This is a genomic window from Sphingomonas faeni (genome assembly GCF_003053745.1).
Lineage (GTDB): Bacteria > Pseudomonadota > Alphaproteobacteria > Sphingomonadales > Sphingomonadaceae > Sphingomonas > Sphingomonas faeni.
Genome location: NZ_QAYE01000004.1, coordinates 177,651 through 201,984, shown reverse-complemented (window position 1 = coordinate 201,984; position 24,334 = coordinate 177,651). Strand labels below are relative to the sequence as shown.

Here is a 24,334-nt window from a genome sequence, read left to right as displayed (position 1 = left end):
GATATGACGCGGCAAGATCGCGGCGCCTGACGCCGGAGACCTCACGATGATCACCAATATCCTGAGAACCAGCGTGGCGGCATCGGTCCTCGTGAGCAGCGTCGCGCTAGCCGGCGACACGGTCACGGCCATCCGCGACGTACCGGTCGGCGGGATGATCGCCGCAACGATCGACGGCAAGCCCGTCACGCTGCGCGTCGACCCCGCCGCGCCCGGCCTGGTCTTCGTCACGACCGCGGTCGCCGAGCGACTTGCGTTGAAGGGCGGTGCGCTGGGACTCGGCTATTCGGTCGGCGGGCAAGGCGCGATGCAGGCGACGACGGTCCGCCCGATGACGTTCGGGACCAATGCGGTGAAGCGGCGGATCGGCTTTCCAAGCCGCAAGCACGAGGCCAAGGGAAAGGCTGCGGACCCCCGCTGGGTCGGGCGGCCCTATGCCGATGTCGGCGACGGCAGCATCGGCCCGGCGTCGCTGCCCGAACCCGTCGTACGCATCCTCCTGAACGCGCCGCGCGCGGGAGAGCGGACCGTCGCGTTGCCGATGGTCGACGGCGGCGGCCTGTTGGGGAAGCTCTCCGGGACTTTCGCGCAGATCACGATCGGCGGCCAGCCGATCCGGGTTCGCTTCGATCCCTATCATCCACGCACGACCGTCACCGCCAACGCCGCCACGCTGATCGCGCAGGCGCAGCGCGGCACGCTGGCCGGCCTCACCGCTTCGGTCGAGATCGCCTTCGGTATCGCCCGACCCGTCCGCACGATGACGCTCGCCACCCCGCTCCTCGTCGGCCCGCTCGCGCTATCGTCGCTCGGCGTCCGCACCACCGACGTTGGCAGCGCCGCCGCGATCCCCGACGCCGACGCGCCACCACCCGACCCCGACGAGATCGTCGTCGTCGCCAAGGGCAAGCGTGATTTCAAACGCGATCGCCTGACGATAGGTGCCGACCTGCTCGATCGCTGCTCATCGATCGTCTTCGACAAACCCGCCAAGCAGGTCCGCCTCACCTGCGGGTAGACTCGCCCATCGCAGACGCCGTTATTCAGTCTTGCTGATGGCTTTGCGGGCACCGACAAAAATGCCCGTCAGAACCATGCCGACAAGGCCCAAGACCGTGACGGCAGTACTGCCGACCAGTAGATCGAGCACGCTTTCATCGAGATCGAAGCTCTGCCAGTGGCTCCCGTCCAGCACCAGCAACGCGAAGGCACCGCCGGAATAGACCGACATATACGTGAATGCCTTCTTCGCCGAAGGCGCGATCAGCTTGTCGAGTTCGGCAATCGTGCTGCTGCCCCGGCGCAATTCTTCAAAGTCCTGCTGGATCCTGTCCTTGTCCGCCGTGACCTCGTTGAAGCGCTCGCGTAAGGTTTCCAGCTCGCCCCTGTAATCGACCGGTTCGGTAACCGGCAGACTTACAGGCGCCCGGTCGATATCCTCAAGCGATGCCCGTTCCGTCGCCGAACGCGGAGACTCCGGAGGATCGGTTGCCACTATCAGGCTGGAACCCGACCAGCCTGAGCCAGCGCCAGATAATGCGCTCGAATATCTTCGTTCGGGATCACCGCGTTGCGACCCCGATCATAATAGGCACGAGACCAGGGCGTATTCGGCTGATGCGTCAAATCGGACAGTTCGCGCGCGCTTTTCAGGCCGTATTTGTTCCACACATGCTGGATCACGGCGCGCTCCTCATCGGTCAAAGCCGCGGTTGGAGTCGATCCGTCATAGTCGCGAATCTTGCCCCTTGCGCTGCCGAGATCCCTCAGGCGGTTCCAGATCGAACGGAACACCGGGCCGTTGTCCCACGCTTCGGGTTGCGCATCGACCAACGGCACACCGGCGATCGCCAGGTTCCAGCCATCGGCGATATACGTCAGCTTTTGCAGCTTCATCTGCGGCATCACATGCCCTGCAAGATCTGCGAAGGCATTTGCGACGGCTGCGGGCGAATAGTTAGGCAACTGCTCTTCCCATCGATGAGTACGGCAAGCTTTTACAAAGAACAATGTAGGAACGCCACCTTCAATTATCAAAATGCGGCCTGGAATACAATCGATCGCTATTCCGCCGCCAACGCCCCATCATCATCGCCAGCCCGCTCCTGCGCCTGCCGGTTCCACATCTCCGCATACACGCCGCCCCGCCGTAGCAAGTCCGCATGCGTCCCCTGCTCGACGATCCGCCCCGCCTCGAGCACGACGATCTGGTCCGCATGCACTACCGTGGACAGCCGGTGCGCGATCACGATCGTCGTGCGCCCGCGCTCGATCGCCTCCAGCGTATCGAGAATTTCCGCCTCGGTCCGGCTATCCAGCGCCGACGTCGCCTCGTCCAGGATCAGGATCGGCGGGTTCTTGAGCAGTGTCCGCGCGATCGCCACGCGCTGTTTCTCGCCACCCGACAGCTTCAATCCACGCTCGCCGACGCGCGTCTCATACCCCAGCGGCTGGCGCTCGATGAAGTCGGCAATTGCCGCGCCCTTGGCAGCAACCTCGACCTCGGGCATCTCCGCACCCTCGCGGCCATAGGCGATGTTGTACCCGATCGTGTCGTTGAACAGCACCGTATCCTGCGGCACGATCCCGATCGCGGCGCGCAACGAAGCTTGCCGAACTTCCGAGATATCCTGCCCGTCGACGGTAATCCGCCCGCCCGTCAGGTCGTAGAACCGGTACAGCAACCGCGCGAGCGTCGACTTCCCCGCCCCCGACGGTCCAACGACAGCCAAAGTGGACCCCGCCGGCACGTCCAGCTCCAGATCGCGCAAGATCGGCCGCCCAACGTCATACCCGAACGACACCCCCTCGAACCGCACATGCCCCGCGCTCACCGCCAGTGCCGGCGCACCCAGCGCATCGACGACCGTGGCCGGCGTATCGATCAGGTCGAACATCGCCGCCATGTCGAGCGCGCCCTGCCGGATCGTGCGATACACCATACCCAGCAGGTCGAGCGGCCGGAACAGCTGCGCCAGCAGCGTCGATACGAACACCACGTCGCCCGCCGACGCCTCGCCGCGGCTCCACCGCCACACGACGAACCCCATGCCGCCCGCCAGCATCACGTTGGTGATCAGCGCCTGGCCGAGGTTCAGCCACGCAAGCGAATTCTCGCTTTTCACCGCCGCCTCGGAATAGGCCGTGATCGCGCTGTCGTAGCGCTTCGCCTCACGCTCCTCCGCGCCGAAATACTTCACCGTCTCGAAGTTCAGCAGCGAATCCACCGCATGCGCGACCGCTCCGGTATCGAGGTCGTTCATCCGCGCGCGCAGCGCATTGCGCCAGTCGGTCACCATCCGCGTGAAAAGGATATAGCCAACCACCATCACGACGGTCGCGACGACCAGTGGCCAGCCGAACTTGGTCGAGAACAGCCCGAGCACCAGCACCAGTTCGAACACGGTCGGCGCGATGTTGAACAGCAGGAAATACAGCATCGTGTCGATGCTCTTGGTGCCGCGCTCGACCACCTTGGTGACCGCGCCCGTCCGCCTGGACAGGTGGAAATCGAGGCTCAGCGCATGCAAATGGCGGAACACCTGCGCCGCCAGCCGCCGCGACGCGTCCTGCCCGACGCGCTCGAACACCGCGTTGCGCAGATTGTCGAACAACGTCGTCCCGAACCGCGACGCCGCATACCCGACCACCAGCAGCACGACGAGCGTCAGCGCGGTACGGTCGTTCCCCGCCATCCGGTCGACCGCATATTTCAGCGTGAACGCCGCGCCGAAAACCTGGATCAGCTTCGACGCGATCACCAGCAACATCGCGACGACGATCCGCGCCTTCAGCTTGGGCTGCCCCGCCGGCCACAGGAACGGCAGGAAGCGGCGGAGCGTCGGCAGCAGGGGCTGGTCCGCGCGGGTGGAGGTGTACGTGTCAGGGGGCATGGATCGATGCGATGTAGGCGCAGTCAAGCCCCGGCGAAAGCAGTTGGGGGAACAATCCTGCCACTTCGTCGCTTTTGTTATCGTGTCCGATGTCGGCCACCGCGAGCCACTGGAGAATGAAATGGAACCGCTGTTCTACGTCATGGCCATCATGGGCTGCGGTGACGGCAACGTGAACTGCACCGAGGCGCGGGTGATCCCGGCGCGGTACGAGACGATGGCGCAATGCCGCGCGGCACTGCCCGATCAATTGGCACAGAACACCGACGTTCCGTATCCGATGATCGGTGCAAATTGCCGTGCGCAAGGCCAATTGATGGCCAAGACCGGCAAGGCTAAGCCACAGGGCTAGACTGTTTCCCCGCGAAGGCGGGGACCCAGACTGGGCTCCCGCCTTCGCGGGAGAACAAACTACCGTCGATGATTACCTAGGCCGCGTCCACAACCGTGCATCCCGCGCTGTCCGCGGATACAGCGTGTCCCGCTGTGCAGCCTCCCGCGCCGCGGTCACGATAAACCCCAGCTTCTGCATCCCCGACGTCGTCACCCGGTGATCCCACGCATGCTCACCCCGAGCCGCCACGGTCCGCCCGATCGCCCCATAAATCCCCGCCGCCGACAGCACCGCCCAAGCCGAACGGAACGACAGCGCCGGCGTCCCCTCCCGCGCACTAGCCTCGAACGCCGCCGCCCGATCCGCCATCCGCTTCGTCAACACTGCCAGCCGAGACCGGAACGGCGGCTTCATGTGCTGCCCGGGCGGAAAGTCCATCTCGACCAGCCACTCCTCGGGCAGGTAACACCGCCCGACCCGGTCATCCTCCTCGACATCGCGCGCGATATTGGCGAGCTGGAACGCCATCCCCAGGTCGCACGCACGGTCGAGCGTATCCTCGTCCTCGGGATCGACGCCCATCGCAATCGCCATCATGCACCCGACGACGCCCGCGACATGGTAGCAATATTTGTAGAGGTCGTTCTCCGACCGCGGCCGCCACTCGCGCGCATCCAGCGCGAATCCCTCGATCAGGTCGCGCGCGAACCGCTTCGGCAGGCGCGTTTCGGCCGCGAAAATCCGCAACGCATCGAACGCCGGCTCGCCGACGACTTCGCCCGCTAGCGCCTGCTCGGTCATAGCCGACAGCGCGGCCAACCGAGCCGGGGCGTCCTCGACCACGGTCATCCCGTGGCCATGATCTTGCCCATCCGCGATATCGTCGCACCGCCGGCACCACGCATACAATAGCCAAGCCCGCTCCCGCGTCGGCTTGTCGAACAACAGGCTGGCCGCCGCAAAACTCTTCGACCCACGCGAGATCGACTCATGCGCGGTAGCAACGATCGCCTCGCGTGAGGGCAGGGGATGGATCACGACATCAGCTCGCACGCCACCATTATTACAGCCGCCACCCCGGCGAAGGCCGGGGCCCAGTTAGGGGACATCAATTGGCTGGCGCTGCGCGTCGTTACTGCAACCTTCCCAACTGGGCCCCGGCCTTCGCCGGGGTGGCGGCGAACATTGGGATGGCGGCAGGTGCTGGAGTGAGCCGTCAACCTCACAAATCCGACGCGTTCATCCGCACAATCGGCTGCGTCGGCACATGGTCCGCCATCCGGTCGAGCAGCACATCGAGCGTATCCGCCACGATCAGCAGATCCCGGTGCTGCGGCCGCAGGAAGCCAACCTCGCCCATCTTCTCCCAGAACGCGATCAGGTGATCGTAATAGCCCGCGGTATTCAGCAACCCGACCGGATCCGCATGATACCCAAGCTGCGCCCAGCTCAACGCCTCCCACAGCTCATCCATCGTCCCGGTCCCGCCCGGGATCGTCACGAACCCGTTGGAAAGATCGGTGAACATCTGCTTGCGCTGATGCATGCCGCTGACAACGTGCAGCTCGGTAAGCCCCCGATGCGCAACCTCCGCATCGACCAGCGCCTGAGGAATAACCCCGATAACCTCGCCGCCGCCCTCAAGCGCCCCATCCGCGATCGCACCCATCAGCCCGGTCCGCCCGCCGCCATAAACGAGGCCAATCCCCCGCTCGGCAAAAGCCAGCCCCAGCGAGCGAGCGCCTTCGATATAGGTGGGATCAGCCGGCGTCGCCGACCCGCAATACACAGCAAGTCTCTTCATCCCGCCTCGCTAGGGGAAGCGCGCGGGGTGCCGCAAGGAAAGAATGGGTTCACGCGGAGACGCGGAGACGCGGAGGTGTTGCGTTCCGGACAGCGTTCGCGCTGTCTTCACGCAAGTTCCGCAAATCGTTGGAGACACGCTCGCTAAGCGACAAGCGCGACATCTCCGCGTCTCCGCGCCTCCGCGTGAACAAACCTTACTTCTCGCCTTCCAGCATCAACCGAGCCGTAGCCTTCGCACTCCCGACGACCCCAGGAATGCCCGCCCCCGGATGAGTCCCAGCACCCACAAAGTACAAATTCGGAATATGCTCGTCGCGGTTGTGCACCCGGAAATACGCACTCTGCGTCAGCACCGGCTCCAGCGAGAACGCGCTACCCAGATGCGCATTCAGATCCTCCGCGAAATCCTTCGGCGCATACGAGAACTTCGTCACGATCCGCTCATGGATGTCCGGGATCAACCGCCGCCCGATCTCGTCGAGGATGCGCTTCTCCAAAATCGGCGCGATCTCGTCCCAGTCGACCGGGAATTTCCCGAGATGCGGCACCGGCGCCAGCGCATAGAAGGTCGAATGCCCCTCCGGCGCCAGCGACGGATCGGTCACGGTCGGATGATGCAGGTACAGCGAGAAATCTTCCGACAGCACGCCGTGGTCGTAAATGTCCTCGAGCAGCCCCTTATAACGCGGCCCGAACAGGATCATGTGGTGCGGGATGCCCGGCCACGTGCCCTTGATCCCGAAATGCACCACGAACAGCGACGGCGAATATTTCTTCCGCTCGAGCGACCCCGTCTTGCGCTTCGCACTCCGCGACGTCGCCAGCAGGTCGCGATACGTGTGCATGATGTCGCTGTTCGCCGCGATCGCATCAGCCTGACCCGACCAGCCGCTCGCCGTCGTCACGCCGGTCGCGCGGTCGCCCAAAGTCTCGATCGACGTCACCGGATCGTCGAGCCGCAGCACGCCGCCCAGCCGCTCGAACTGCGTCACCAGCGCCGCCACCAGTCGATTGGTCCCGCCACGCGCGAACCACACCCCGCCATCGCGCTCCAGCTTGTGGATCAGCGCATAGATCGCGCTCGTCGTCATCGGATTGCCGCCGACCAGCAGCGTATGGAAGCTCAACGCCTCGCGCAGCTTCTCCGACTTCACGAAGCTCGACACGATCGAATAGACCGACCGCCACGCCTGATACTTCGCCAGCGCCGGTGCCGCCTTGATCATCGACCCGAAGTCGAGGAACGCGACATGGCCGAGCTTCTCATAGCCCTCGTGAAACACCCCCGCCGAATATTGCAGGAACTTCTCGTATCCTGCCCAGTCGCCGGGATGCAGCTTCTCGATCTCGGCGCGCATCTGCACGTCGTCGTTGGTGTAGTCGAAATTCGTCCCATCGGGCCAGTTCAACCGGTAGAACGGCAGCACCGGATCGAGCGTCACGTCCTCGCTCATGTCGCGCCCGGTCAGCGCCCACAATTCGCGCAGACAATCCGGGTCGGTGATGACCGTCGGCCCCGCATCGAACGTGAAGCCGTCGCGCTCCCAGAAATACCCGCGCCCACCCGGCTTGTCGCGGCTCTCGACGATCGTCGTCTGCACGCCCGCGGATTGCAGCCGGATCGCGAGCGCCAGCCCGCCGAAACCTGCGCCGATGACTATTGCGGTCTTCATGATGACATACTGCCTGCGATGGCGCGGACGGCGCGCACGATGGGGACGGGGGGCTTGCCGGTCAGAACGCGCGCCTTGTCGGAAAGCGTCGAGCGGCCGGCGTAGAAACGGCCGATAAGCGAGGGGGAGAGGCGGTAGAAGCGCTCGAGGATACGGTAGCGTTCCTCCGGTTCGGCGGCGCGGAACAACATCGTGTCGAGCATCCGGTAGAAGCCGCGGCTTTTCCAGGTCGCGCGCGCCATCGCATGCGTCGCATCGTGGAGTTTCGCGCCCGAGAAATCGCCGAGGCCGGCGAGCATCGAAGCGGTCCGCACCGCGTCGGGCAGCGAATAGCCGGTGGTCGGATGAAACATCCCCGCGCGCATGCCGGCCTTGGCCACCCGAGCACCACCCGACCGCCAATACGCCTCGAAATCGCCCCCCATCGCGACCGGCAACACGCCCGACTCCTCGCGCACGACGCGCTCCACGTCCCAGCCGCGCGCCGTGACATACGCGTCGATCCGCGCGCCCAGCACCGGCACATCCAGATCGGGCGTGTCGCTATAATAGGTGTCCTCGACGAACATCCGGTCCGCCGAGAACGGCAGGCAATAGACGAACCGATACCCGTCGATCTGCGGAATGGTGGCATCCATCACCATCGGCCGCGGGCTTTCGTGCGGCACGCGCAACGCCAGTTCGCGCCCGAGAAACTTCTGCCAGGCGAGATCGAGCAGCGAAAGATCGCCCGCCCCCCGCGCGTCGATCACGCCGGTCGCCTCGATCCGGTCGCCATCCGCCAGCACCACCGCGGTCGCACTAGCCCCCGACACCTTCCGCCCAAGCATCAAGGCATGCGGCGGCAGCGCGCGACGCACTTCGCGGTCGAGCCGCGTGCTCTCGATCGAATAATAGGTCGCGTCGATCGTCCGCTGATGCGCCGGGAAGCGCACGTCATATCCGCGCCACGCATGCACCACGAGCGGCGCGACAATCCAGCGATCGCCTTGCGCCACGTCGCTGCCGAAGAACGACCAGAGATGATTCCCGCCGACGACTGGCGCGGAGTCGATCAGTCGCACGTCGAGCGCGGGGTGCTTGGCCTTGAGCGCCAGCGCGATCATCCCGCCGGCCAAACCCGCGCCAACGATCGCAACGTCGCAGGAGATCGTCGATGCCATGCCTCCGACTAGCGCAAAGCGAGAGCCTCGAAAACAACCTTTCCGAACCAATCGCCCGCGAAGACAACCTGCGTTGCCGGGGGCGGGGGGCGGGGGGCGGGGGGCGGGGGGCAGGGGAGGGGCTCACCTCAATCCTCCCCCGCCAGGGGGAGGTGGCTGGCACTTTGCCAGACGGAGGGGGAGGAAAGGGAAACCTCTGTTCCGCATCCTCCCCCTCCGTCACCTCCGGCGACACCTCCCCCTTGCGGGGGAGGATCAAACGAACGATCATCGCGGCGTGCGAACGTGCGAACGTGCGAACGTGCGAACGTGCGAACGTGCGAACCGTACGAAGAGGAGAAGCTCAATCTGCTCCCCTCCCTGGAAGGGAGGGGCTGGGGGTGGGTCGGCTTCCGCAAGTTCGAACACGCGCGGTTAAAGAGTGGACTGCCTTCCGCATACCGGAACGCGAGTGGCTCAAGCGGGCCGACCCACCCCCGACCCCTCCCTTCCACGGAGGGGAGAAAGCTTTGCAACGGATACCCCTCCGTCGAGATCACCCGTAGACCGTGGAAATGCCCACATCCGCTCCCACGTTAACCACCGCCCGCCTAACCCTGAGCGCCCACGCCGCCACCGACCTCGAAGACTGCGCCGCAATGTGGACCGACCCGCGCGTCTACACGATGATCGGCGGCCAGCCGCGCACCCGAGAGGACGTCTGGATCCGCCTGCTCCGCTCGATCGGCCAATGGTCGCTGTTCGGCTACGGCAGCTGGATCGCCCGCGACACCGCCACAGGCCACCTCATCGGCGAACTCGGCCTCATCGAAGCACGCAGAGCCATCGACCCCTCGATCGACGCAACTCCAGAAACAGGCTGGACGCTGACCGGCGATGCGCAAGGAAAAGGCTACGCCTCCGAAGCGCTCGCGGCGATCCTCGCCTGGACCGACGCGCGCATCCCCGCGACGACCTGCATCATAGACCCCGCTAACGCCCCCTCGATCCGCCTCGCGGAACGGCTAGGCTACCGCCTTCGCACCACGGGCACCTACCGAGACGCCCCGATCCTGATCTTCGACCGAGCCGCGGCGTCGCAAAGTCCCGGCGCTATTTCTGCGCAGTAACCACCGGAGTCTCCACCGACGCGATCGGCATGGAATCGCCGGCCCGGTCGTAGAACGCCATCAACACCAGCCCCAACGCCAATATACTCCCCGCGATCACATAGATCAGGCTCTTGTGATCCCTGCCGGAATCGGCGCTGGTATTCGTGCCGGTATCCCCGCGCGCGGCGTTTTGATGTGCCATGCATCTCTCTCCGTATTGGCAGGTCGTCCTGCTCTGAAGAGGGAGGCTATCAGGTTTCGCCGCACTGCATAGAGGCTATCGCAACCGCATCGAACGCGTCGGGACTACACCGCCCGACCTACGCCAATCCCGGCGCGATCGGCCAGTAGGTCGCATAGCGCTCATGCGCGACGCGGAAATACGGCACCATCCGCACCGGCTGCCGGTCCGCCGCGAGGATCGTGAACTCCAGCGGCCGGTCCCCCGCGCGCATCTTCTGCGCGATCGTGTCGGGATCGCCCGCCAGCGTCGGCGGCGTGAACGGCGCGGCATTATACTCGCCATATTTGCGCTCGTTGACGATGATGTCCGATCCCGGCGCCAGCCCCTCGCGCCCGAAGCTGCCCGCCATCACCAGCGGCCCGTAAGTGAACGCGACGATTTCCGGCGCCGCCGGCGACCGCTCGACCCCGGCGCGCATATCCAGCCGCAGTTCCACCGTATCGCCGTCGCGCCACCCCCGCGCCAATTCCAGATACCGCCCCGGACTGGTCGACCGCACCGCCTCGACCCCGTTCACCAGCACCACCGCGGTCCGGCTCCACCCCGGATGACGCAGCTTCAGCGTCAGCTCGGCTGGTCGCTTCAACGTCCAGCGCAGCGTCGTCGTCGCCGCATCGGGGAACGCCGTCACCTGCGTCAGCACCGCGTCCTTGTCCTTCCACCGCACGGCGGAGGGCACGAACAAATTCACGTACAGCGCGCGGTCGTCGTGGAAATAGATCGAGTCGCGGTATTTGACGTGGTTTTCCATCCCCGTGCCGGTGCAGCACCAGAACGAGTTCTCGGGCGTGTGGTACAGCTTCATGTAGCCCGGCCGCGCACCCTGGAAGTACGTCGCCATGCCGCTGTCCGGGTCCTGCGACGCGAGGATCCCGTTATACAGCGTCCGCTCGTAATAATCGGCATAGCCCGCCTGCGGATCGTGCAGGAACAGCGCCCGCGTCAGCTTCAGCATGTTGTGCTGGCAACACGTCTCCGATCCCTTCGCCGACAGGACATGCTCGGCGAAATCGGCGACCGGAAAGAAATGCTCGTTGTCGCCGTGCCCGCCGGTGGCGAACGACCGCGTCAGCGCCACCGTCTTCCAGAAGAATTCGGACGCCTCGCGGTATTCGGGCTTCCCCGTCACCTCCCACACCCGCTGGAAACCGATGATCTTCGGCACCTGCGTATTGGCATGCAGCCCGTCGAGATGGTCGCGGCTCTTGGCCAGCGGCGCGAGGATCGCCTTGTGCGAGAACCGCTCCGCCATCGTCCGATACTCGGCGGTCCCGGTCATCGTGTAGAGGTCGGCGAACACCTCGTTCATGCCGCCATGCTCGGTATCCAGCATGGTCTCGAACTGCGCATCGCTCAGCGGCCGGCTCGCGACCACCGCCCAGTCCGCCAGCCGCAGCAGCACCGCGCGCGCCGTGTCGCTGTCCGCCAGCAACGTCGCATCGCGCAGGCCCGCATACACCTTGTGCAGCGTGTACCACGGCACGCCGGTGATCGGATCGCCGCGCAGATGCGCCGCCACCAGCGCCGGCCCGTCTGGGAACGCGCAGACCAGCCCGGTCCCCGACGCCGCCTGGCACGCCGCCAGTTCGCGCGCGATATGGTCGATCCGCACCTTGAACCGCCGGTCGCCGGTCGATCGATAGGCGAGCGCACACGCCGACAGATAATGCCCCAGCGTATGCCCGTGGCAGTTGATGTCCGCCCACAGCGGATCCGATTCCCAGCCGCCATAGACCGGTGCTTTCGGTGCCAGCCCGGCATTCACCCGGAAATTGTGGAGCATCCGGTCGGGTTGCAGCGCGAGCAGATACGCCTCGGTCTTGCGCTGCGCATGCAGGAACGGTCCCTCGCCGAGCGTGACGTCGGCCAGGTCGAACGCCTGCAATGTCGCGGTCGGCACCGTCGCCGGCACCACCTCTGGCGGCACGAACGCAAACGCCTGCGGACCGATCGACAGGGAGCCCACGGTCAAAGCACCGGTCGCGACACCCGTCAGGAATTTCCGGCGGGATTGGCCCCCGCGGCACAGCTCGACCATAACGACACCCTCTCGTGCTCTCATTATTTGTCTGAGTAGCAGGCGTGTCGCACAGGCGAAAGAGGCGGGATGTCGTGGATTAGGGTACCCAATGCGCGCAGACATGGCCGGCGAACTGGGCACGACCATCCGCGACTCCATCATGCGGGAGTCCGACACGATCACGCGCCTACAACGGCGTCTCGCGACCTCCTGATCAAGGCGATCCGATCGAGCCGATCACCGGCGCTGTGGTAATTCCGCTACGGGTGCTGTTGATTCCGATCAACATCGACGCACCGGGTCTGGTACTGACGATCATGACGGCTATGGGGTAACCCATCGCATGACGTGGGGAAGTTTTTCTCCGGTTCATGTGGCGGGGCGCATGGGGCGGCTGGCTGATCACGGCGAGCCATCATCGGCGACATCACGAACGACACGGGTGCATCTATGGCCTCTATTTCCGCTTTTGGGATCGGCTCTGCGGCACCGACAAGCAACGCGGCGATCTTGCCGGCGCGCATGCGGAAGCGGCTGCTCGTCGTGGCGGCAGCAACGACATGGGCGATGCTGTCGGCGACCGCGCCCGTCACGCGGCTCGACGTCCAGGTCGACAATCTCCGCTCGTCGAAGGGGATGATCCGGATCTGCCTCACCGCGGACCCCGACAATTTCCCCGCCTGCGTCGACGATGCCAAGGCACTGACGCGGACGCTGCCCGCCAGCATCCACGCTACCAGCTTTTCGGGCCTGCCGCAGCGAGGCTATGCGCTCGCGATCATCCATGACGAGAACAGCAATGCGAAGCTCGATACGATCGCGGGCATCCCGCGCGAGGGCTATGGGTTCTCGCGCAATGCCGCCGTCCGCTTCGGCCCGCCGCGTTTCGATGCCGCCCGGTTCATGCTTGCCGGTGATGCCGAAATGCAACAGGTAAAAATGCGTTACATCTTCTGACCGATCGCAGCGGACCGAAAACGGTTTTACCGCGTTGCGACGTGGAACCTTTTTCTCCGGAGCATTTCCTTGCGCGCATTCACCCTTCTCATGTCTGCCGCAATCGCGGTGCTGGCAACCGCCACCCCGGCGCTCGCCCAGACCGATCCGAACCCGTCGCCAACGATCACGGACCCGCGCGACAACAACCGTATCACCATCGCGGTCGGTGCGGTGTCGATGCCCGATTACGAAGGTGCGGACAGCAATTCCTTCACCCCCGCCGGCGCCATCGTCGGCACGGTGCGCGGGCATGACTTCTTCCTCCGCGGCACGCAGCTCTATTTTAACCTGATCCCGAACACGGGCGAAGTCGGCATCAACTACGAAGTCGGCGTCATCGGCGGCATCCGCCGCGATCGCACCGGCGACATCGACAACCGCCAGGTCCGCGCACTCGGCAAGATCGATACCGCGTATGAGCTCGGCGGCTATGTCGGCATCGGCAAGACCGGCGTCATCACCAGCGACTACGACACGATCACCGCGCGCGTCGCGTACGTCCACGACGTGTCGGGCACCTATGACAGCTACGTCATCACCCCGCAGGTGAACTACACCACGCCGCTGTCGGTCCGCACGCTCGTCTCGCTCGGCGTGTCGGCGGATTACGCCGGCAAGGGCTTCGGCCGCACCTATGCCGCCGTGACGCCGATCGGCTCGCTGAACAGCGGCCTGCGCACCTACGACATCAACGACAGCGGCTTCCGTCGCGCGAACGCCTCGCTGTTCGTCGTGCAGAGCCTCTCGGGCGATCTGCGCCACGGCTTCGGCGTCGGCGCAGGCGTCCTCTACGGTCGCATGCTCGGCAAGTATAAGAACACCCCGATCGTCGCCGACGTCGGTGATGCGGACCAGTGGCTCTACGCCCTCGGCCTGACCTACACGTTCTAAGCTATCGATTTCGGCGGATCCGGCTCGGCCCGATCCGCCGAACGCGTTACCTTTTCTCTCTCTCCGGTAGGGAGAGAAAAGAGGGCCTGCCGGGCGTTTTCCGGGAGGACCAGGGAAAGGTGAAGCCGGCATCCAGCCGCCACCAAAACCCCAATCATCGCAAGCAGGTAAGCCTCTCTGCCGGGTCGTGAAATTTATTTCATCGCACCCCCTTGAACCGTGCATCCATTATTCATCCGCGTACGTTTCTCGCCACGGACGGCTTTTTTTATGTCCGTAATTGAGCGCGTTACGAGCGGGATTCGAGCAATCGACCTGATCGGGGCATGCCCCGTTGCGCGACTGCCGCAGAGCATTTCGACGTCCGCAACAGCAAGGGGAGGACCCTGATATGACCGAGAGCGTGCACCTGATCGAAGCCCTCGATGCGCGAGTGGAACGCCGCAGCGAGCGACGTGAATTCTTCAAGACCGCGCTGGGCGCCGCTGCGATGACCGCAGCCGGTGCGACCGCGCTGTCCTTCTCCAGCTCGGCGTCGGCACAGACGATCACCGATGCGGACGTCCTGAACTTCGCACTCAACCTCGAATATCTCGAGGCGCAGTTCTACTCCTACGCCGCCTATGGCACCGGCCTCGACAACAGCCTGCTCACCGGCACCGGCACCCAGGGCGCGGTCCGCGGTGGTCGCCAGGTCAACTTCACCGATCCGATCGTCCGCCAGTACGCGCGTGAAATCGCGCAGGACGAGATCGCACACGTCAAGTTCCTCCGCACCGCGCTCGGCACCTCGGCCGCCGTCGCGCAGCCGGTGATCGATGTCAGCGTCTCGCCGACCAGCGCCTTCTCGCTCGCGGCACAGGCTGCTGGCCTCGTCCCCGCCGGCACCGCGTTCGATCCGTATGCTTCGGACGAAGCATTCCTGCTCGGAGCGTTCATCTTCGAAGACGTCGGCGTGACCGCGTACAAGGGCGCCGCCCCGCTGCTCACCAGCAAGGCTTATCTCGAAGCCGCTGCCGGCCTGCTCGCGGTCGAGGCGTATCACGCTGCGATCGTCCGCACGACGCTGTACGGCAAGGGCATCGCGACCCCGTCGCTGCGCACCTCGGCCGACGCGATCTCGCGTGCTCGCGACAGCCTCGACGGCGGTGGCGCCAACACGACGATCTTCGGCACCAACGACATCGATCAGGGCATCTCGTCGTATCAGGCGACGCCGATCAACCTGTCGGCGACGCAGGCCGCCGTCACCGTGTCGAACATCGTTCCCCTCGACGCAGATGGTGTCGCCTACAGCCGCTCGGCCAGCCAGGTGCTCAACATCGTCTATCTCAACAGCGGTGCGGCATCGGCCGGCGGGTTCTACCCGAACGGCATGAACGGCACCATCAGAACGAGCATCGCGGCAGCCTGATCGCATCGGCCTCGCCCAACGCTCTTCTTTGCTATTCAGGGGATTAACCCAATGACCGATCTCTCTACCAAGCTCGAAATGTTCGACGCGATCGCCAGCCGGCGCAACGAACGCCGTAACTTCCTGCGTTTTGCCGGCGGTTCCGCGCTCGCAATCGGCGGTGCCACGCTTCTCTCGGCATGCGGCAGCGACGATGCCGATCTCGCGCCGACCCCGACTCCGGGACCGGCGCCTGTTGCGGCACTCAACGACGCCGACGTGCTCAACGTCGCGCTGAACCTCGAATATCTCGAAGCGCAGTTCTACGCGTTCGCGGCATTCGGCGTCGGCCTGAACGCCAACCTGCTGACCGGCATCGGTACGCAGGGTGCTGTCACCGGCGGTGCGCAGGTGCCGTTCCAGGATACCGTGGTGCGTGAATACGCCCGCGAGATCGCGATCGACGAAGTCGCTCACGTCGCGTTCCTGCGTCGCGCACTCGGCAACGCTGCCGTCGCGCAGCCAGCGATCGACATCTCGGTCGGCACGGCTGCCGCTCCCGGCGCGTTCACGGCCGCCGCACGCGCGGCTGGCGTCATCGGCGCAACGGGTGTGTTCAACCCCTATGCTGACGACAACAGCTTCCTGCTCGGCGCGTACATCTTCGAGGACGTCGGTGTGTCGGCGTACAAGGGCGCAGCACCGCTGATCGGCAACAGGACCTACCTCGAGGCGGCCGCCGGCATCCTCGCGGCAGAGGCGTATCACGCCGGCCTGATCCGCACGATCCTGTACCGCAAGGGTCTGCAGACGCCGAACCCGATCCCGTCGCTCATCACCGCCGCCAACCAGATCAGCGACGCACGCGACAGCCTCGACGGCTCGAGCGATATCGATCAGGGCATCACCGGTACCGATGCGACCGTCTCGAACATCGTGCCCACCGACGCCAACGGCCTCGCCTACAGCCGCTCGGTCGCTCAGGTGCACAACATCGTCTACCTGACCAACACCGCAAAGATCGGCGGGGGCTTCTTCCCCAACGGCACGAACAACCGTCTCGACTCGCTGCGGACCAGCGGCGCCAACGCGTGATCGCGACGATCGTCTAAAACATAAACCTGGGGTCGCGGCGCACGGGAGCACCGCGACCCTTGTTTGGGGAACGACCATGAAAAACCTAACGAAGCTCACCATGCTCGCCGGTCTCGCCGCCGCGGGCATTTTTGCCGTTCCGGCCGCCGCGCAGGACATGACGACGGACAGCGACCGCAATCCGTTCTCGGGCGTCTATATCGGCGCGGCCGGCGGCTATGACGTCCAGGGCAACGACGTCGGCTCGTCGATCCTGTTCGACCGCAACAACGACGGCAATTTCAGCGACAGCGTCAACACCATCACCGGCGCCAACGCCTTCTCGCCGGGCTTCTGCAACGGCTCGGCCCGCACCGCGGTCCCCGCCTATGGTTGCCGCAACGACGATGACGGCTGGTCGTATTACGGCCGTGCAGGCTTCGACGTGCAGCGCGGCGCGTTCGTGGTCGGCATCGTCGGCGAATTCGGCAAGTCCGAGATCACCGACAGCGTCGCCGCCTTCTCGACCACGCCCGCCAGCTACACGATGGCGCGCAAGCTGAAGTGGGAAGGCTCGGCCCGCCTCCGCGCCGGTCTCGCCGCGCGCAACACGCTGTTCTACGCCACCGGCGGCGCCGGCTATGCCAAGATCGACAACCTGTTCTTCACCACCAACACCGCCAACGCGTTCGCAGCCACCGGCTCGGACAAGCGCTGGGGTTATGTCGGCGGCGGCGGCATCGAGCAGAAGCTGACCAAGAACATCTCGATCGGCATGGAATACACCTATCACCAGTACAAGGACGACGACGCCCGCGTCTTGGTCACCGCCGGCACCGCGCTCGCCGGCAGCCCGGTCCTGCTCGCGAACAACCCGTTCGTCCTCGCCCCCAACACCGCTGGCACCACCTTCCGCCGCAGCGACGAGAACTTCCGCTGGCACTCGCTGCGCGGCACCGTGTCGTTTAGATTTTAATGCACAGGGCGGCCTGCACCAAGCTGGTGCAGGACTCGTCCAAGCCCGGCCAGCGCAGCAGAGCACGCCACAAGGCGTATCTTAGCTACGACTGACGGCGCGCGGAGTGACAGAAAAGGCCGCAGCCCCAAACCGGGCAGCGGCCTTTTCTTTATGTGCTCGATCCTCCCCCGCCAGGGGGAGGTGGCACCGAAGGTGACGGAGGGGGAGGGCCACGCAACAGAAGTTTCCCTTACCTCCCCCTCCGTCTGGCAAGAGCCAGCCACCTCCCCCTAGCGGGGGAGGATCGCAAGAGGCACCCTCCGTTCGCCCTGAGCGAAGTCGAAGGTCAAGCCCCAAGCCCAAACGTCTCGCCCCCGCACCTCGACCACCAAATTCCCCATTGCACCCCAACCCAACCCCCCTATGCTCACCCCACCCCGGGGGAGCGCTTATCCGCGCTTGAGAGGAAGGCAGGAGCCTTCGACCCGCTGAACCTGATCCGGTTGATACCGGCGGAGGGAGGGAGCGGTCGCCACAGAACCGCAATCCTTGCTCCGACACCCGTAGGAGCAAGCGCATGGCCATCGATACGCAATCCAAGACCGCAGACATCGGCGTAACCACCGGCCCGATCCGAGGCTCCCGGAAAATCCACGTAGCAGTCCCGACCAGTCCCGACGTCCGCGTCGCCATGCGCGAAATCGTCCTAGACCCAAGCTGCAGCGAACCCCCGCTACGCGTCTACGACACCAGCGGCCCCTACACAGACCTCCGCGCGAAAATCGACATCAACGCCGGCCTCCCCCAACTCCGCCGCGCCTGGATCGAAGCCCGAGGCGACGTGGAATCCTACGAAGCCCGAGAACTCCGCCCCGAAGACAACGGCTATCTTGCCGCCAGCCGGCTCGGCACGGACCGCACCGCCCAAGCGGCAGCGCAGGGCGGCAACAAAGACTCCGGCGTCCCCCAGTTCCCCGCCACCATCAAGCGCCCCCTCCGCGCGCGCGCCGGCGCCAACGTCAGCCAGATGCACTACGCGCGACGCGGCATCATCACCCCGGAAATGGAATACGTCGCCACTCGCGAAAACCTCGGCCGCGCGATGCTCAAGGATTACAAGCGAGACGGCGAATCCTTCGGCGCGCAGATCCCCGACTTCGTAACCCCCGAATTCGTCCGCGACGAGATCGCCCGAGGCCGCGCGATCATCCCCAACAACATCAACCACCCCGAATCCGAACCGATGGCGATCGGCCGCAACTTCTTCGTCAAGATCAACGCCAACATCGGCAACAGCGCGGTCGCCAGCAACGTCGCCGCCGAAGTCGACAAGCTCGTCTGGTCGATCCGCTGGGGCGCGGACACGGTCATGGACCTCAGCACCGGCCGCAACATCCACGACACGCGCGAATGGATCCTCCGCAACTCGCCGGTCCCGATCGGCACCGTCCCCATCTACCAGGCGCTCGAAAAGGTCGGCGGCGTCGCCGAGGACCTCACCTGGGAGATCTTCCGCGACACGCTCATCGAGCAGGCCGAACAGGGCGTCGATTATTTCACGATCCACGCCGGCGTGCGCCTCGCCTACATCCCGATGACCGCGAAACGCGTCACCGGCATCGTCTCGCGCGGCGGCTCGATCATGGCGAAATGGTGCCTCAGCCACCACAAGGAGAGCTTCCTCTACGAGCGCTTCGACGAGATCACCGAGATCATGAAGGCGTACGACATCGCCTACAGCCTCGGCGACGGCCTGCGCCCCGGCAGCATCGCCGACGCCAACGACGAAGCGCAGTTCAGCGAACTCTACACGCTCGGCGAACTCACCCACCGCGCGTGGAAGAGCGACGTCCAGGTCATGATCGAAGGCCCCGGCCACGTCCCGATGCACAAGATCAAGGAGAACATGGACAAGCAACTCGAAGTCTGCGGCGAAGCGCCCTTCTACACTTTAGGGCCACTCACCACGGACATAGCCCCCGGCTACGACCACATCACCAGCGGCATCGGCGCCGCGATGATCGGCTGGTACGGCACCGCGATGCTCTGCTACGTCACGCCCAAGGAGCATCTAGGCCTCCCCGACCGCGACGACGTGAAAGTGGGCGTAGTAACCTACAAACTAGCCGCACACGCCGCCGACCTAGCGAAGGGCCACCCCGCCGCCCAGATGCGTGACGACGCGCTCTCCCGCGCCCGCTTCGAGTTCCGCTGGAGAGACCAGTTCAACCTCTCCCTCGACCCCGACACCGCGGAATCCTACCACGACCAGACGTTGCCAGCCGAGGGTGCCAAGACCGCCCACTTCTGCTCGATGTGCGGCCCAAAATTCTGCTCGATGAAGATCACGCAAGAGGTGAGGGACTTTGCAGCGAAGCAGAACGCGCCGGCGGATACGTTCCTGGCCGCAGACGTCGACCAAACCGACGCCAACCGAGCGATTTTCGCCAAGGGTTCCCACGCCGACGCCGAAAAAGGCATGGCGGACATGAGCGAAAAATTCCGTGAGAAGGGCAGCGAAATCTATCTGCCTGCAGAGTAAGCGAAGGGCGGGGAAGCCGTGATTATAACCGCGGCTTCAAACCATTCTTGGCGAAATTGGCGATTAGTCGAGCAGCTTCTTCGTCCGCATATTTGATGACACGGATGTTAATGTCGTTCTTTTGATTTTTTTGTTCGTCGGTTAGGTTTGTACGTTTTCGCCAATAATCGAGATAATCGTCTTTCTCCTCCGTCGAAATGACGCCTCTACGTGCAAAAAGATCGAGGGCCGCAGGATTCAAAGACTTTTTTAAATCCCATCGGATTCTTTTTAGAACTGACAAAACTCGCTGAGAAGCTAGTTTCATGAAACGATGAACGCATACGTTCCCTACTTCGGCCTCGTTACTGTTGTCCTTATTTCTGATGACGCATATCTGAATGATAGGTTGATGGCCGCATTCACAGGCTCTTTCGGATGGGTCATCATAGACAAGATGCAACTCCCACTCGGACTTTGCTTCCGCCCAAATTTTCGACTCACTACGCAGTAAAATCGCGGCTTTGAATTTTTCTTCGTTATGGCCAGCGCCCATGCGATATTACACCATATGTAAGTGTTAAGGGCATTAACCTTATATATATCGAAATATCCATCAACTTAGATCATGCCAGTTGGAAGGAAAAAGCAAACTAACAGTGAAAGAAAAGTAGATCTTCGCCTACGAACGCATGTTTGTAAGCTACTGAATCAGCTATTCAATTTGATACTAACTCGCGTCATGCAGCGTGGTAGCGTTTACGGGGCCGTATGCCACTTATCGTATGCATCATGCAGAGATCTGGCCAATAAACCCATGATTCGTATCGGCGGGCAATGGATTTTGAAAATGCGAATTAGATAATTTCGATCGGATACGTTGTGTTTTGAATCAGGGCTGCTGAACAGGTGTGAGCTATTATGGGAGTAGTCCAAGCGAATATTGTGCGCCATGCACGACCCGCACGATATCCACGCTGTCGCGCTCCACTCGATACAGCACAAGATAATTGCCGACCGTAATGCTTCGTGCGCCAGTCCCGATCTCAGGCCGCGCCGAACCACTTTCTGGATAGTCCGCTAACCGAGCCACACTCGAGACAAGTCGCTCGACCAGTCGCGTTGCCGCATCGGGATCGTGCCGTGCGATATACAGCCATATGTCGTCGACATCGCGTATCGCCTGCGGGAGGCGACGGATCTTCATCCGTGCTTGCGAACCGCCTCACCAGACCGGCCACTGCGGCGTGCGATATCTGCGGCATTGAAATTGCCGTCGACGGGAGGGCCACTGCCGATACCCTGAGCCCAGGACCGGCGCAGGGCACCAAGCGTATCGTCGTCGCGATCTCGGCGCGCAGTCATGTCCGCCATCGAGTCGTCAGCCGGTTTCGATGCAAGGCCGTCCTCGATCGCAGCATTCGACGGGGCTAGTTTCCCAGCATCATCCATGTTGCGCGTAACAAGATCAGCGACATAGGCGTCAAGACTATCATAGCGACCTTCGGCGACTTGCCGCTCGGCCCAAGCCATCAGCTCGTCAGGAAGGTCTACACTATTCTGTGCCATGTCCGATCCTATGCATTTGCGGGGTACGCGACAAGCACATCAATAATGATACCTGCACTGCGCGACCTGCAACGTCTGCGCATCGCCGCTTCCCGTCACGCGGTACACGAGTCGGTGCTCGTGGCTGATCCTGCGCGACCACCAGCCCGACAGATTGCCGCCGAGCGGTTCGGGTTTGCCCGTACCTTTGAAGGGATGGCGTCGGCATTCCTCGATCAGCACGTGCAACTTGTCGACCAGTTTCGCGTCATGATCCTGCCAGTGACGATAGTCCTCCCAAGCCGTAGGCCAGAAGGCTACGTTCACGGAAAAGGAACTGCTTCTGCATCGTTAGTCTCGAACCCACGGACCGCTTCCAGCAACCGTTCGGCGTTCTTGGGCGAGCGCAACAGATAGAGCGTCTCCTCCATCCCGGCCCATTCGCTCGCCGAGATCAGCACGACATTCTCGCCGCGTTGCCGCGTAATCATCACGGGGGCCCGGTCCGCCGCGACCTTGTCGATCACGGACTTCAGGTTCTCGCGCGCTTCGGAATAGGTCACGGTCTGCATGAATGGAATATGGACAATATCTTGTCCAATGTCAACCATGCGCGGCTGTCGTGAAGGATGCCCCCGCGCCACACCCTCTCCACAAAAAGTCCAACAGCCCGCGCAAACGCTGTCCTACACGCCGCCCGCCTGATCCGCTCCGGCCATGACCAAACCCACGCGCACGCGCGCTCGCCGCGATGTCATGCCCGACATCGCCCCCGCTCTCGAACCGGCCACTCCCGAGCCAACCGCACGGACCACCGCGATGACCATCATCGAGGCGGAGCATCTCCCGACGGTCGAGGACTTCGACCTCGCCGAGTATGACTGGGTGCCGGTCCGCCGGAAGGTGCGGCACGATGGCTGGACGGTCGCGACGCAGCAGGCGTTCATCGGCGTGCTCGCGGATACCGGTTCGGTCACGCAGGCCGCGCGCGAGGTGAACATGTCGGCCACCTCCTGCTACCGCCTGCGCCGCGCGGCCGATGGCGCGGCGTTCGCGGCGGCGTGGGATGCGGCGGTGCAGACCGCGTCGCTGCGGCTGGTCGATCTCGCCTTCGACCGCGCGATCAACGGATCGCCCGAGCCGGTGTTCGACCGCGACGGCAACCGCGTCGGCCAGCGCGTCCGCTTCAACGATCGCCTGCTGATGTTCCTCCTGCGGGCGCACCAACCCGATCGCTATCGCACCCCCGGCCAGTCGCCTGCGCCGGCGCCCATTCCGGTACCGCCGGTCGATACCACGCTCGCCGCGCTCGCGCCGCCGATGCCCGCCGAACCGCACCGCCTGATGGCCCCCGAGGCGCTGGTAATGGCGCTCGAAGTCGCCGATATCCGCGCTGAACCCGTCGCCAGGCGCCGTCCCGCGTCAGCCGGTTCCGCACCGTCCGTCCAGACGTTCGAGGCGCAGCTCGCCGCCGCGAAGGCGACGATCCCGCCGAAATACCCCGAGAGGCTCCGCGTCCAGGAGGGTGAGGATGACCATGAAGGTCCTGGCCGGCGCCGTTTCCGAGCGTAACTTTATCGTGACCTTTGGCGCCGCCCCCTCAACCGCGGCTTCGAAGCCCTACCGCTTCCGGACGAACTCCGCGCGCAGCACCAGTCCCTTGATCCCCTCGTACCGGCAGTCGATCTCCTGCGCGTCGCCGGTCAGCCGGATCGACTTGATCAGCGTGCCGCGCTTGAGAGTCTGCCCCGCACCCTTCACGGTCAGGTCCTTGATCAGCGTCACCTGGTCGCCGTCCGCCAGCACGTTGCCGACGGAGTCCCGCACCACGACCGCACCGTCGTCCGCCGCCACCGCGGTCGCCGCACCGCCCGCAACCCACTCGCCGGTCGCTTCGTCATAGACATATTCGTCGCTCATCGGTCAGTCTCCGGCAGCGCCCAGTCGATCGGCGCGCGCCCATGGGTTTCGAGAAAGGCGTTGGCCCGGCTGAACGGCCGCGATCCGAAGAACCCGGTCCGCGCGGCCAGCGGCGAAGGATGCGCCGACTGGATCACCAGATGCCGCCCGCCCTTCGCAACGTCGTCGACGAACGCCGCCTTCTTCTGCGCATACGCCCCCCACAGCAGGAACACGACCGGTTTGTCCTGCGCGTTCACCGCCGCGATGACCGCATCGGTAAACCGCTCCCACCCGCGCTTCTGGTGCGACGCCGCCTCGCCCATCCGCACGCTCAGCACCGCGTTGAGCAGTAACACGCCTTGTGCGGCCCAATGATCCAGCATGCCATGGCGTGCCCGCGGAATCCCGAGATCCGCCTCCAGCTCCTTGTAGATGTTCACCAGGCTAGGCGGCGTCCGCACCCCCTCCCGCACCGAGAAGCTCAGCCCATGCGCCTGCCCCTCGCCATGATACGGATCCTGCCCCAGGATCACGACCCGCACCTGATCGAGCGGCGTCAGCTCCAGCGCGCGAAACCGGTCCGCATCCTCCGGAAACACCCGAGCCCCCGCCGCCCGCTCGCCCTCCAGAAACGCATCGAGCGCGCGCATGTACGGCGCGTCGAACTCGGCAGCGAGCGCCTGCCAACTTGGGGGGAGCGTATGATCGATCATCCCTGCCGCATGTCGGACAGGGCAGGGGAGTGTCAATCGCCCCCTCGTTCCCCCGCGAAGGCGGGGGCCCAGGATCACAAACGACACCGCCCGAGATCCTGGACCCCCGCC

The 24,334-nt window shown here is 64.4% G+C and carries 26 protein-coding genes and 1 riboswitch; of the genes, 10 read left to right on the top strand and 16 right to left on the bottom strand.

Annotation, left to right across the window (positions count from 1 at the left end; genetic code table 11):
* Positions 1–46 precede the first annotated feature (46 nt).
* On the top strand, positions 47–1,018 hold the full coding sequence (locus tag C8J25_RS09285) for a hypothetical protein (protein ID WP_107954174.1): 972 nt from the start codon (positions 47–49) through the stop codon (positions 1,016–1,018).
* Between the two features lie 21 nt (positions 1,019–1,039).
* On the opposite strand, the gene C8J25_RS09280 is transcribed toward C8J25_RS09285, so the two are convergent.
* From C8J25_RS09280 to C8J25_RS09270, 3 genes are read right to left on the bottom strand one after another with little or no spacing between them, the layout of a single operon-like run.
* A complete protein-coding gene (locus C8J25_RS09280) occupies positions 1,040–1,495 on the bottom strand; it encodes a hypothetical protein (RefSeq protein ID WP_107954173.1) in 456 nt (151 codons plus the stop codon).
* Between the two features lie 2 nt (positions 1,496–1,497).
* On the bottom strand, positions 1,498–2,037 hold the full coding sequence (locus C8J25_RS09275; RefSeq protein WP_146173321.1) for a Panacea domain-containing protein: 540 nt from the start codon (positions 2,035–2,037) through the stop codon (positions 1,498–1,500).
* Between the two features lie 26 nt (positions 2,038–2,063).
* Entirely contained in the window at positions 2,064–3,893 is a 1,830-nt protein-coding gene (locus C8J25_RS09270) for an ABCB family ABC transporter ATP-binding protein/permease (RefSeq protein WP_107954171.1), read from the bottom strand.
* Positions 3,894–4,014: 121 nt separating this feature from the next.
* Here C8J25_RS09270 and C8J25_RS09265 point away from each other — a divergent pair, with 121 nt between their 5' ends.
* Positions 4,015–4,245, top strand: coding sequence for a hypothetical protein (locus C8J25_RS09265; RefSeq protein WP_107954311.1), 231 nt, complete (start codon positions 4,015–4,017; stop codon positions 4,243–4,245).
* Between the two features lie 72 nt (positions 4,246–4,317).
* Here C8J25_RS09265 and C8J25_RS09260 read toward each other — a convergent pair whose 3' ends face one another.
* The 4 genes from C8J25_RS09260 to crtY all read right to left on the bottom strand — a co-directional run bounded on the left by C8J25_RS09260 (position 4,318) and on the right by crtY (position 8,869).
* On the bottom strand, positions 4,318–5,262 hold the full coding sequence (locus C8J25_RS09260; RefSeq protein ID WP_107954310.1) for a phytoene/squalene synthase family protein: 945 nt from the start codon (positions 5,260–5,262) through the stop codon (positions 4,318–4,320).
* Positions 5,263–5,449: 187 nt separating this feature from the next.
* Positions 5,450–6,031 carry an LOG family protein gene (locus tag C8J25_RS09255; protein ID WP_107954170.1) on the bottom strand — a complete coding sequence of 194 codons (582 nt, stop codon included), beginning with the start codon at positions 6,029–6,031 and terminating at the stop codon, positions 5,450–5,452.
* A 196-nt stretch (positions 6,032–6,227) separates the two neighbouring features.
* On the bottom strand, positions 6,228–7,706 hold the full coding sequence (locus C8J25_RS09250; RefSeq protein WP_056487654.1) for a phytoene desaturase: 1,479 nt from the start codon (positions 7,704–7,706) through the stop codon (positions 6,228–6,230).
* Positions 7,703–8,869 (bottom strand): lycopene beta-cyclase CrtY, encoded by a 1,167-nt coding sequence (crtY, locus tag C8J25_RS09245; RefSeq protein ID WP_107954169.1) that lies wholly within the window; start codon positions 8,867–8,869, stop codon positions 7,703–7,705. The genes C8J25_RS09250 and crtY overlap by 4 nt, the downstream gene beginning before the upstream one ends.
* Positions 8,870–9,423: 554 nt before the next feature.
* Between crtY and C8J25_RS09240 the strand changes: the two genes are divergently transcribed.
* Positions 9,424–9,978, top strand: a complete 555-nt coding sequence (locus C8J25_RS09240; protein WP_107954168.1) for a GNAT family N-acetyltransferase — start codon at positions 9,424–9,426, stop codon at positions 9,976–9,978.
* Here C8J25_RS09240 and C8J25_RS09235 read toward each other — a convergent pair.
* Positions 9,962–10,162 (bottom strand): hypothetical protein, encoded by a 201-nt coding sequence (locus C8J25_RS09235; RefSeq protein ID WP_107954167.1) that lies wholly within the window; start codon positions 10,160–10,162, stop codon positions 9,962–9,964. The genes C8J25_RS09240 and C8J25_RS09235 overlap by 17 nt on opposite strands.
* 118 nt (positions 10,163–10,280) lie before the next feature.
* Positions 10,281–12,242 (bottom strand): glycoside hydrolase family 127 protein, encoded by a 1,962-nt coding sequence (locus C8J25_RS09230; protein ID WP_107954166.1) that lies wholly within the window; start codon positions 12,240–12,242, stop codon positions 10,281–10,283.
* 504 nt (positions 12,243–12,746) lie between these two features.
* On the opposite strand from C8J25_RS09230, the gene C8J25_RS09220 reads away from it, so the two are divergent.
* The 6 genes from C8J25_RS09220 to thiC all read left to right on the top strand — a co-directional run bounded on the left by C8J25_RS09220 (position 12,747) and on the right by thiC (position 20,081).
* A complete protein-coding gene (locus C8J25_RS09220) occupies positions 12,747–13,181 on the top strand; it encodes a DUF2141 domain-containing protein (protein ID WP_425275460.1) in 435 nt (144 codons plus the stop codon).
* 90 nt (positions 13,182–13,271) lie between these two features.
* On the top strand, positions 13,272–14,114 hold the full coding sequence (locus C8J25_RS09215; protein WP_107954165.1) for a MipA/OmpV family protein: 843 nt from the start codon (positions 13,272–13,274) through the stop codon (positions 14,112–14,114).
* 391 nt (positions 14,115–14,505) lie between these two features.
* On the top strand, positions 14,506–15,528 hold the full coding sequence (locus tag C8J25_RS09210; protein WP_107954164.1) for a ferritin-like domain-containing protein: 1,023 nt from the start codon (positions 14,506–14,508) through the stop codon (positions 15,526–15,528).
* A 51-nt stretch (positions 15,529–15,579) separates the two neighbouring features.
* Positions 15,580–16,602 (top strand): ferritin-like domain-containing protein, encoded by a 1,023-nt coding sequence (locus C8J25_RS09205; RefSeq protein ID WP_107954163.1) that lies wholly within the window; start codon positions 15,580–15,582, stop codon positions 16,600–16,602.
* A 76-nt stretch (positions 16,603–16,678) separates the two neighbouring features.
* Complete coding sequence (locus tag C8J25_RS09200; RefSeq protein ID WP_244186926.1) at positions 16,679–17,557, top strand: outer membrane protein; 879 nt, start codon at positions 16,679–16,681, stop codon at positions 17,555–17,557.
* A gap of 410 nt (positions 17,558–17,967) precedes the next feature.
* Positions 17,968–18,077, top strand: a riboswitch (TPP riboswitch).
* Positions 18,078–18,116: 39 nt separating this feature from the next.
* A complete protein-coding gene (gene thiC / locus C8J25_RS09195) occupies positions 18,117–20,081 on the top strand; it encodes a phosphomethylpyrimidine synthase ThiC (RefSeq protein ID WP_107954162.1) in 1,965 nt (654 codons plus the stop codon).
* Between the two features lie 22 nt (positions 20,082–20,103).
* Here the strand turns inward: thiC and C8J25_RS20275 are convergent, their stop codons facing one another.
* The 5 genes from C8J25_RS20275 to C8J25_RS09175 all read right to left on the bottom strand — a co-directional run bounded on the left by C8J25_RS20275 (position 20,104) and on the right by C8J25_RS09175 (position 22,180).
* Positions 20,104–20,616, bottom strand: coding sequence for a hypothetical protein (locus C8J25_RS20275; RefSeq protein WP_146173320.1), 513 nt, complete (start codon positions 20,614–20,616; stop codon positions 20,104–20,106).
* A gap of 363 nt (positions 20,617–20,979) precedes the next feature.
* Positions 20,980–21,267 (bottom strand): type II toxin-antitoxin system RelE/ParE family toxin, encoded by a 288-nt coding sequence (locus C8J25_RS09190; RefSeq protein ID WP_107954161.1) that lies wholly within the window; start codon positions 21,265–21,267, stop codon positions 20,980–20,982.
* On the bottom strand, positions 21,264–21,629 hold the full coding sequence (locus tag C8J25_RS09185; protein WP_107954160.1) for a ribbon-helix-helix domain-containing protein: 366 nt from the start codon (positions 21,627–21,629) through the stop codon (positions 21,264–21,266). The genes C8J25_RS09190 and C8J25_RS09185 overlap by 4 nt, the downstream gene beginning before the upstream one ends.
* Before the next feature lie 39 nt (positions 21,630–21,668).
* Positions 21,669–21,935: a Txe/YoeB family addiction module toxin gene (locus tag C8J25_RS09180; protein WP_107954159.1), complete on the bottom strand. Its 267-nt coding sequence runs from the start codon at positions 21,933–21,935 to the stop codon at positions 21,669–21,671.
* The gene (locus C8J25_RS09175; RefSeq protein ID WP_107954158.1) at positions 21,932–22,180 is read right to left on the bottom strand and encodes a type II toxin-antitoxin system Phd/YefM family antitoxin; all 249 of its coding nucleotides are present in this window, start codon (positions 22,178–22,180) and stop codon (positions 21,932–21,934) included. Before C8J25_RS09175 ends, C8J25_RS09180 begins: the two co-directional genes overlap by 4 nt.
* A gap of 145 nt (positions 22,181–22,325) precedes the next feature.
* On the opposite strand from C8J25_RS09175, the gene C8J25_RS09170 reads away from it, so the two are divergent.
* A complete protein-coding gene (locus tag C8J25_RS09170) occupies positions 22,326–23,180 on the top strand; it encodes a hypothetical protein (protein ID WP_107954157.1) in 855 nt (284 codons plus the stop codon).
* A 48-nt stretch (positions 23,181–23,228) separates the two neighbouring features.
* On the opposite strand, the gene C8J25_RS09165 is transcribed toward C8J25_RS09170, so the two are convergent.
* Positions 23,229–23,528, bottom strand: a complete 300-nt coding sequence (locus C8J25_RS09165; protein ID WP_093398329.1) for an alkylphosphonate utilization protein — start codon at positions 23,526–23,528, stop codon at positions 23,229–23,231.
* On the bottom strand, positions 23,525–24,223 hold the full coding sequence (gene ung / locus C8J25_RS09160; protein ID WP_107954156.1) for a uracil-DNA glycosylase: 699 nt from the start codon (positions 24,221–24,223) through the stop codon (positions 23,525–23,527). Before ung ends, C8J25_RS09165 begins: the two co-directional genes overlap by 4 nt.
* Between the last annotated feature and the right edge of the window lie 111 nt (positions 24,224–24,334).

Excerpts from the sequence above, each read along its gene's own strand:
- C8J25_RS09285 (WP_107954174.1), top strand. The coding sequence starts at position 47 with ATGATCACCAATATCCTGAGAACCAGCGTGGCGGCATCGGTCCTCGTG.
- C8J25_RS09250 (WP_056487654.1), bottom strand. The coding sequence starts at position 7,706 with ATGAAGACCGCAATAGTCATCGGCGCAGGTTTCGGCGGGCTGGCGCTC.
- C8J25_RS09210 (WP_107954164.1), top strand. The coding sequence starts at position 14,506 with ATGACCGAGAGCGTGCACCTGATCGAAGCCCTCGATGCGCGAGTGGAA.
- C8J25_RS09165 (WP_093398329.1), bottom strand. The coding sequence starts at position 23,528 with ATGAGCGACGAATATGTCTATGACGAAGCGACCGGCGAGTGGGTTGCG.
- C8J25_RS09205 (WP_107954163.1), top strand. The coding sequence starts at position 15,580 with ATGACCGATCTCTCTACCAAGCTCGAAATGTTCGACGCGATCGCCAGC.
- C8J25_RS09240 (WP_107954168.1), top strand. The coding sequence starts at position 9,424 with ATGCCCACATCCGCTCCCACGTTAACCACCGCCCGCCTAACCCTGAGC.
- C8J25_RS09235 (WP_107954167.1), bottom strand. The coding sequence starts at position 10,162 with ATGGCACATCAAAACGCCGCGCGCGGGGATACCGGCACGAATACCAGC.
- C8J25_RS09255 (WP_107954170.1), bottom strand. The coding sequence starts at position 6,031 with ATGAAGAGACTTGCTGTGTATTGCGGGTCGGCGACGCCGGCTGATCCC.
- C8J25_RS09175 (WP_107954158.1), bottom strand. The coding sequence starts at position 22,180 with ATGCAGACCGTGACCTATTCCGAAGCGCGCGAGAACCTGAAGTCCGTG.
- crtY (WP_107954169.1), bottom strand. The coding sequence starts at position 8,869 with ATGGCATCGACGATCTCCTGCGACGTTGCGATCGTTGGCGCGGGTTTG.
- C8J25_RS09200 (WP_244186926.1), top strand. The coding sequence starts at position 16,679 with ATGAAAAACCTAACGAAGCTCACCATGCTCGCCGGTCTCGCCGCCGCG.
- ung (WP_107954156.1), bottom strand. The coding sequence starts at position 24,223 with ATGATCGATCATACGCTCCCCCCAAGTTGGCAGGCGCTCGCTGCCGAG.
- C8J25_RS09230 (WP_107954166.1), bottom strand. The coding sequence starts at position 12,242 with ATGGTCGAGCTGTGCCGCGGGGGCCAATCCCGCCGGAAATTCCTGACG.
- C8J25_RS09270 (WP_107954171.1), bottom strand. The coding sequence starts at position 3,893 with ATGCCCCCTGACACGTACACCTCCACCCGCGCGGACCAGCCCCTGCTG.
- C8J25_RS09185 (WP_107954160.1), bottom strand. The coding sequence starts at position 21,629 with ATGGCACAGAATAGTGTAGACCTTCCTGACGAGCTGATGGCTTGGGCC.
- C8J25_RS09265 (WP_107954311.1), top strand. The coding sequence starts at position 4,015 with ATGGAACCGCTGTTCTACGTCATGGCCATCATGGGCTGCGGTGACGGC.
- C8J25_RS09215 (WP_107954165.1), top strand. The coding sequence starts at position 13,272 with ATGTCTGCCGCAATCGCGGTGCTGGCAACCGCCACCCCGGCGCTCGCC.
- C8J25_RS20275 (WP_146173320.1), bottom strand. The coding sequence starts at position 20,616 with ATGGGCGCTGGCCATAACGAAGAAAAATTCAAAGCCGCGATTTTACTG.
- C8J25_RS09170 (WP_107954157.1), top strand. The coding sequence starts at position 22,326 with ATGACCAAACCCACGCGCACGCGCGCTCGCCGCGATGTCATGCCCGAC.
- C8J25_RS09220 (WP_425275460.1), top strand. The coding sequence starts at position 12,747 with ATGCGGAAGCGGCTGCTCGTCGTGGCGGCAGCAACGACATGGGCGATG.
- thiC (WP_107954162.1), top strand. The coding sequence starts at position 18,117 with ATGGCCATCGATACGCAATCCAAGACCGCAGACATCGGCGTAACCACC.
- C8J25_RS09190 (WP_107954161.1), bottom strand. The coding sequence starts at position 21,267 with ATGAAGATCCGTCGCCTCCCGCAGGCGATACGCGATGTCGACGACATA.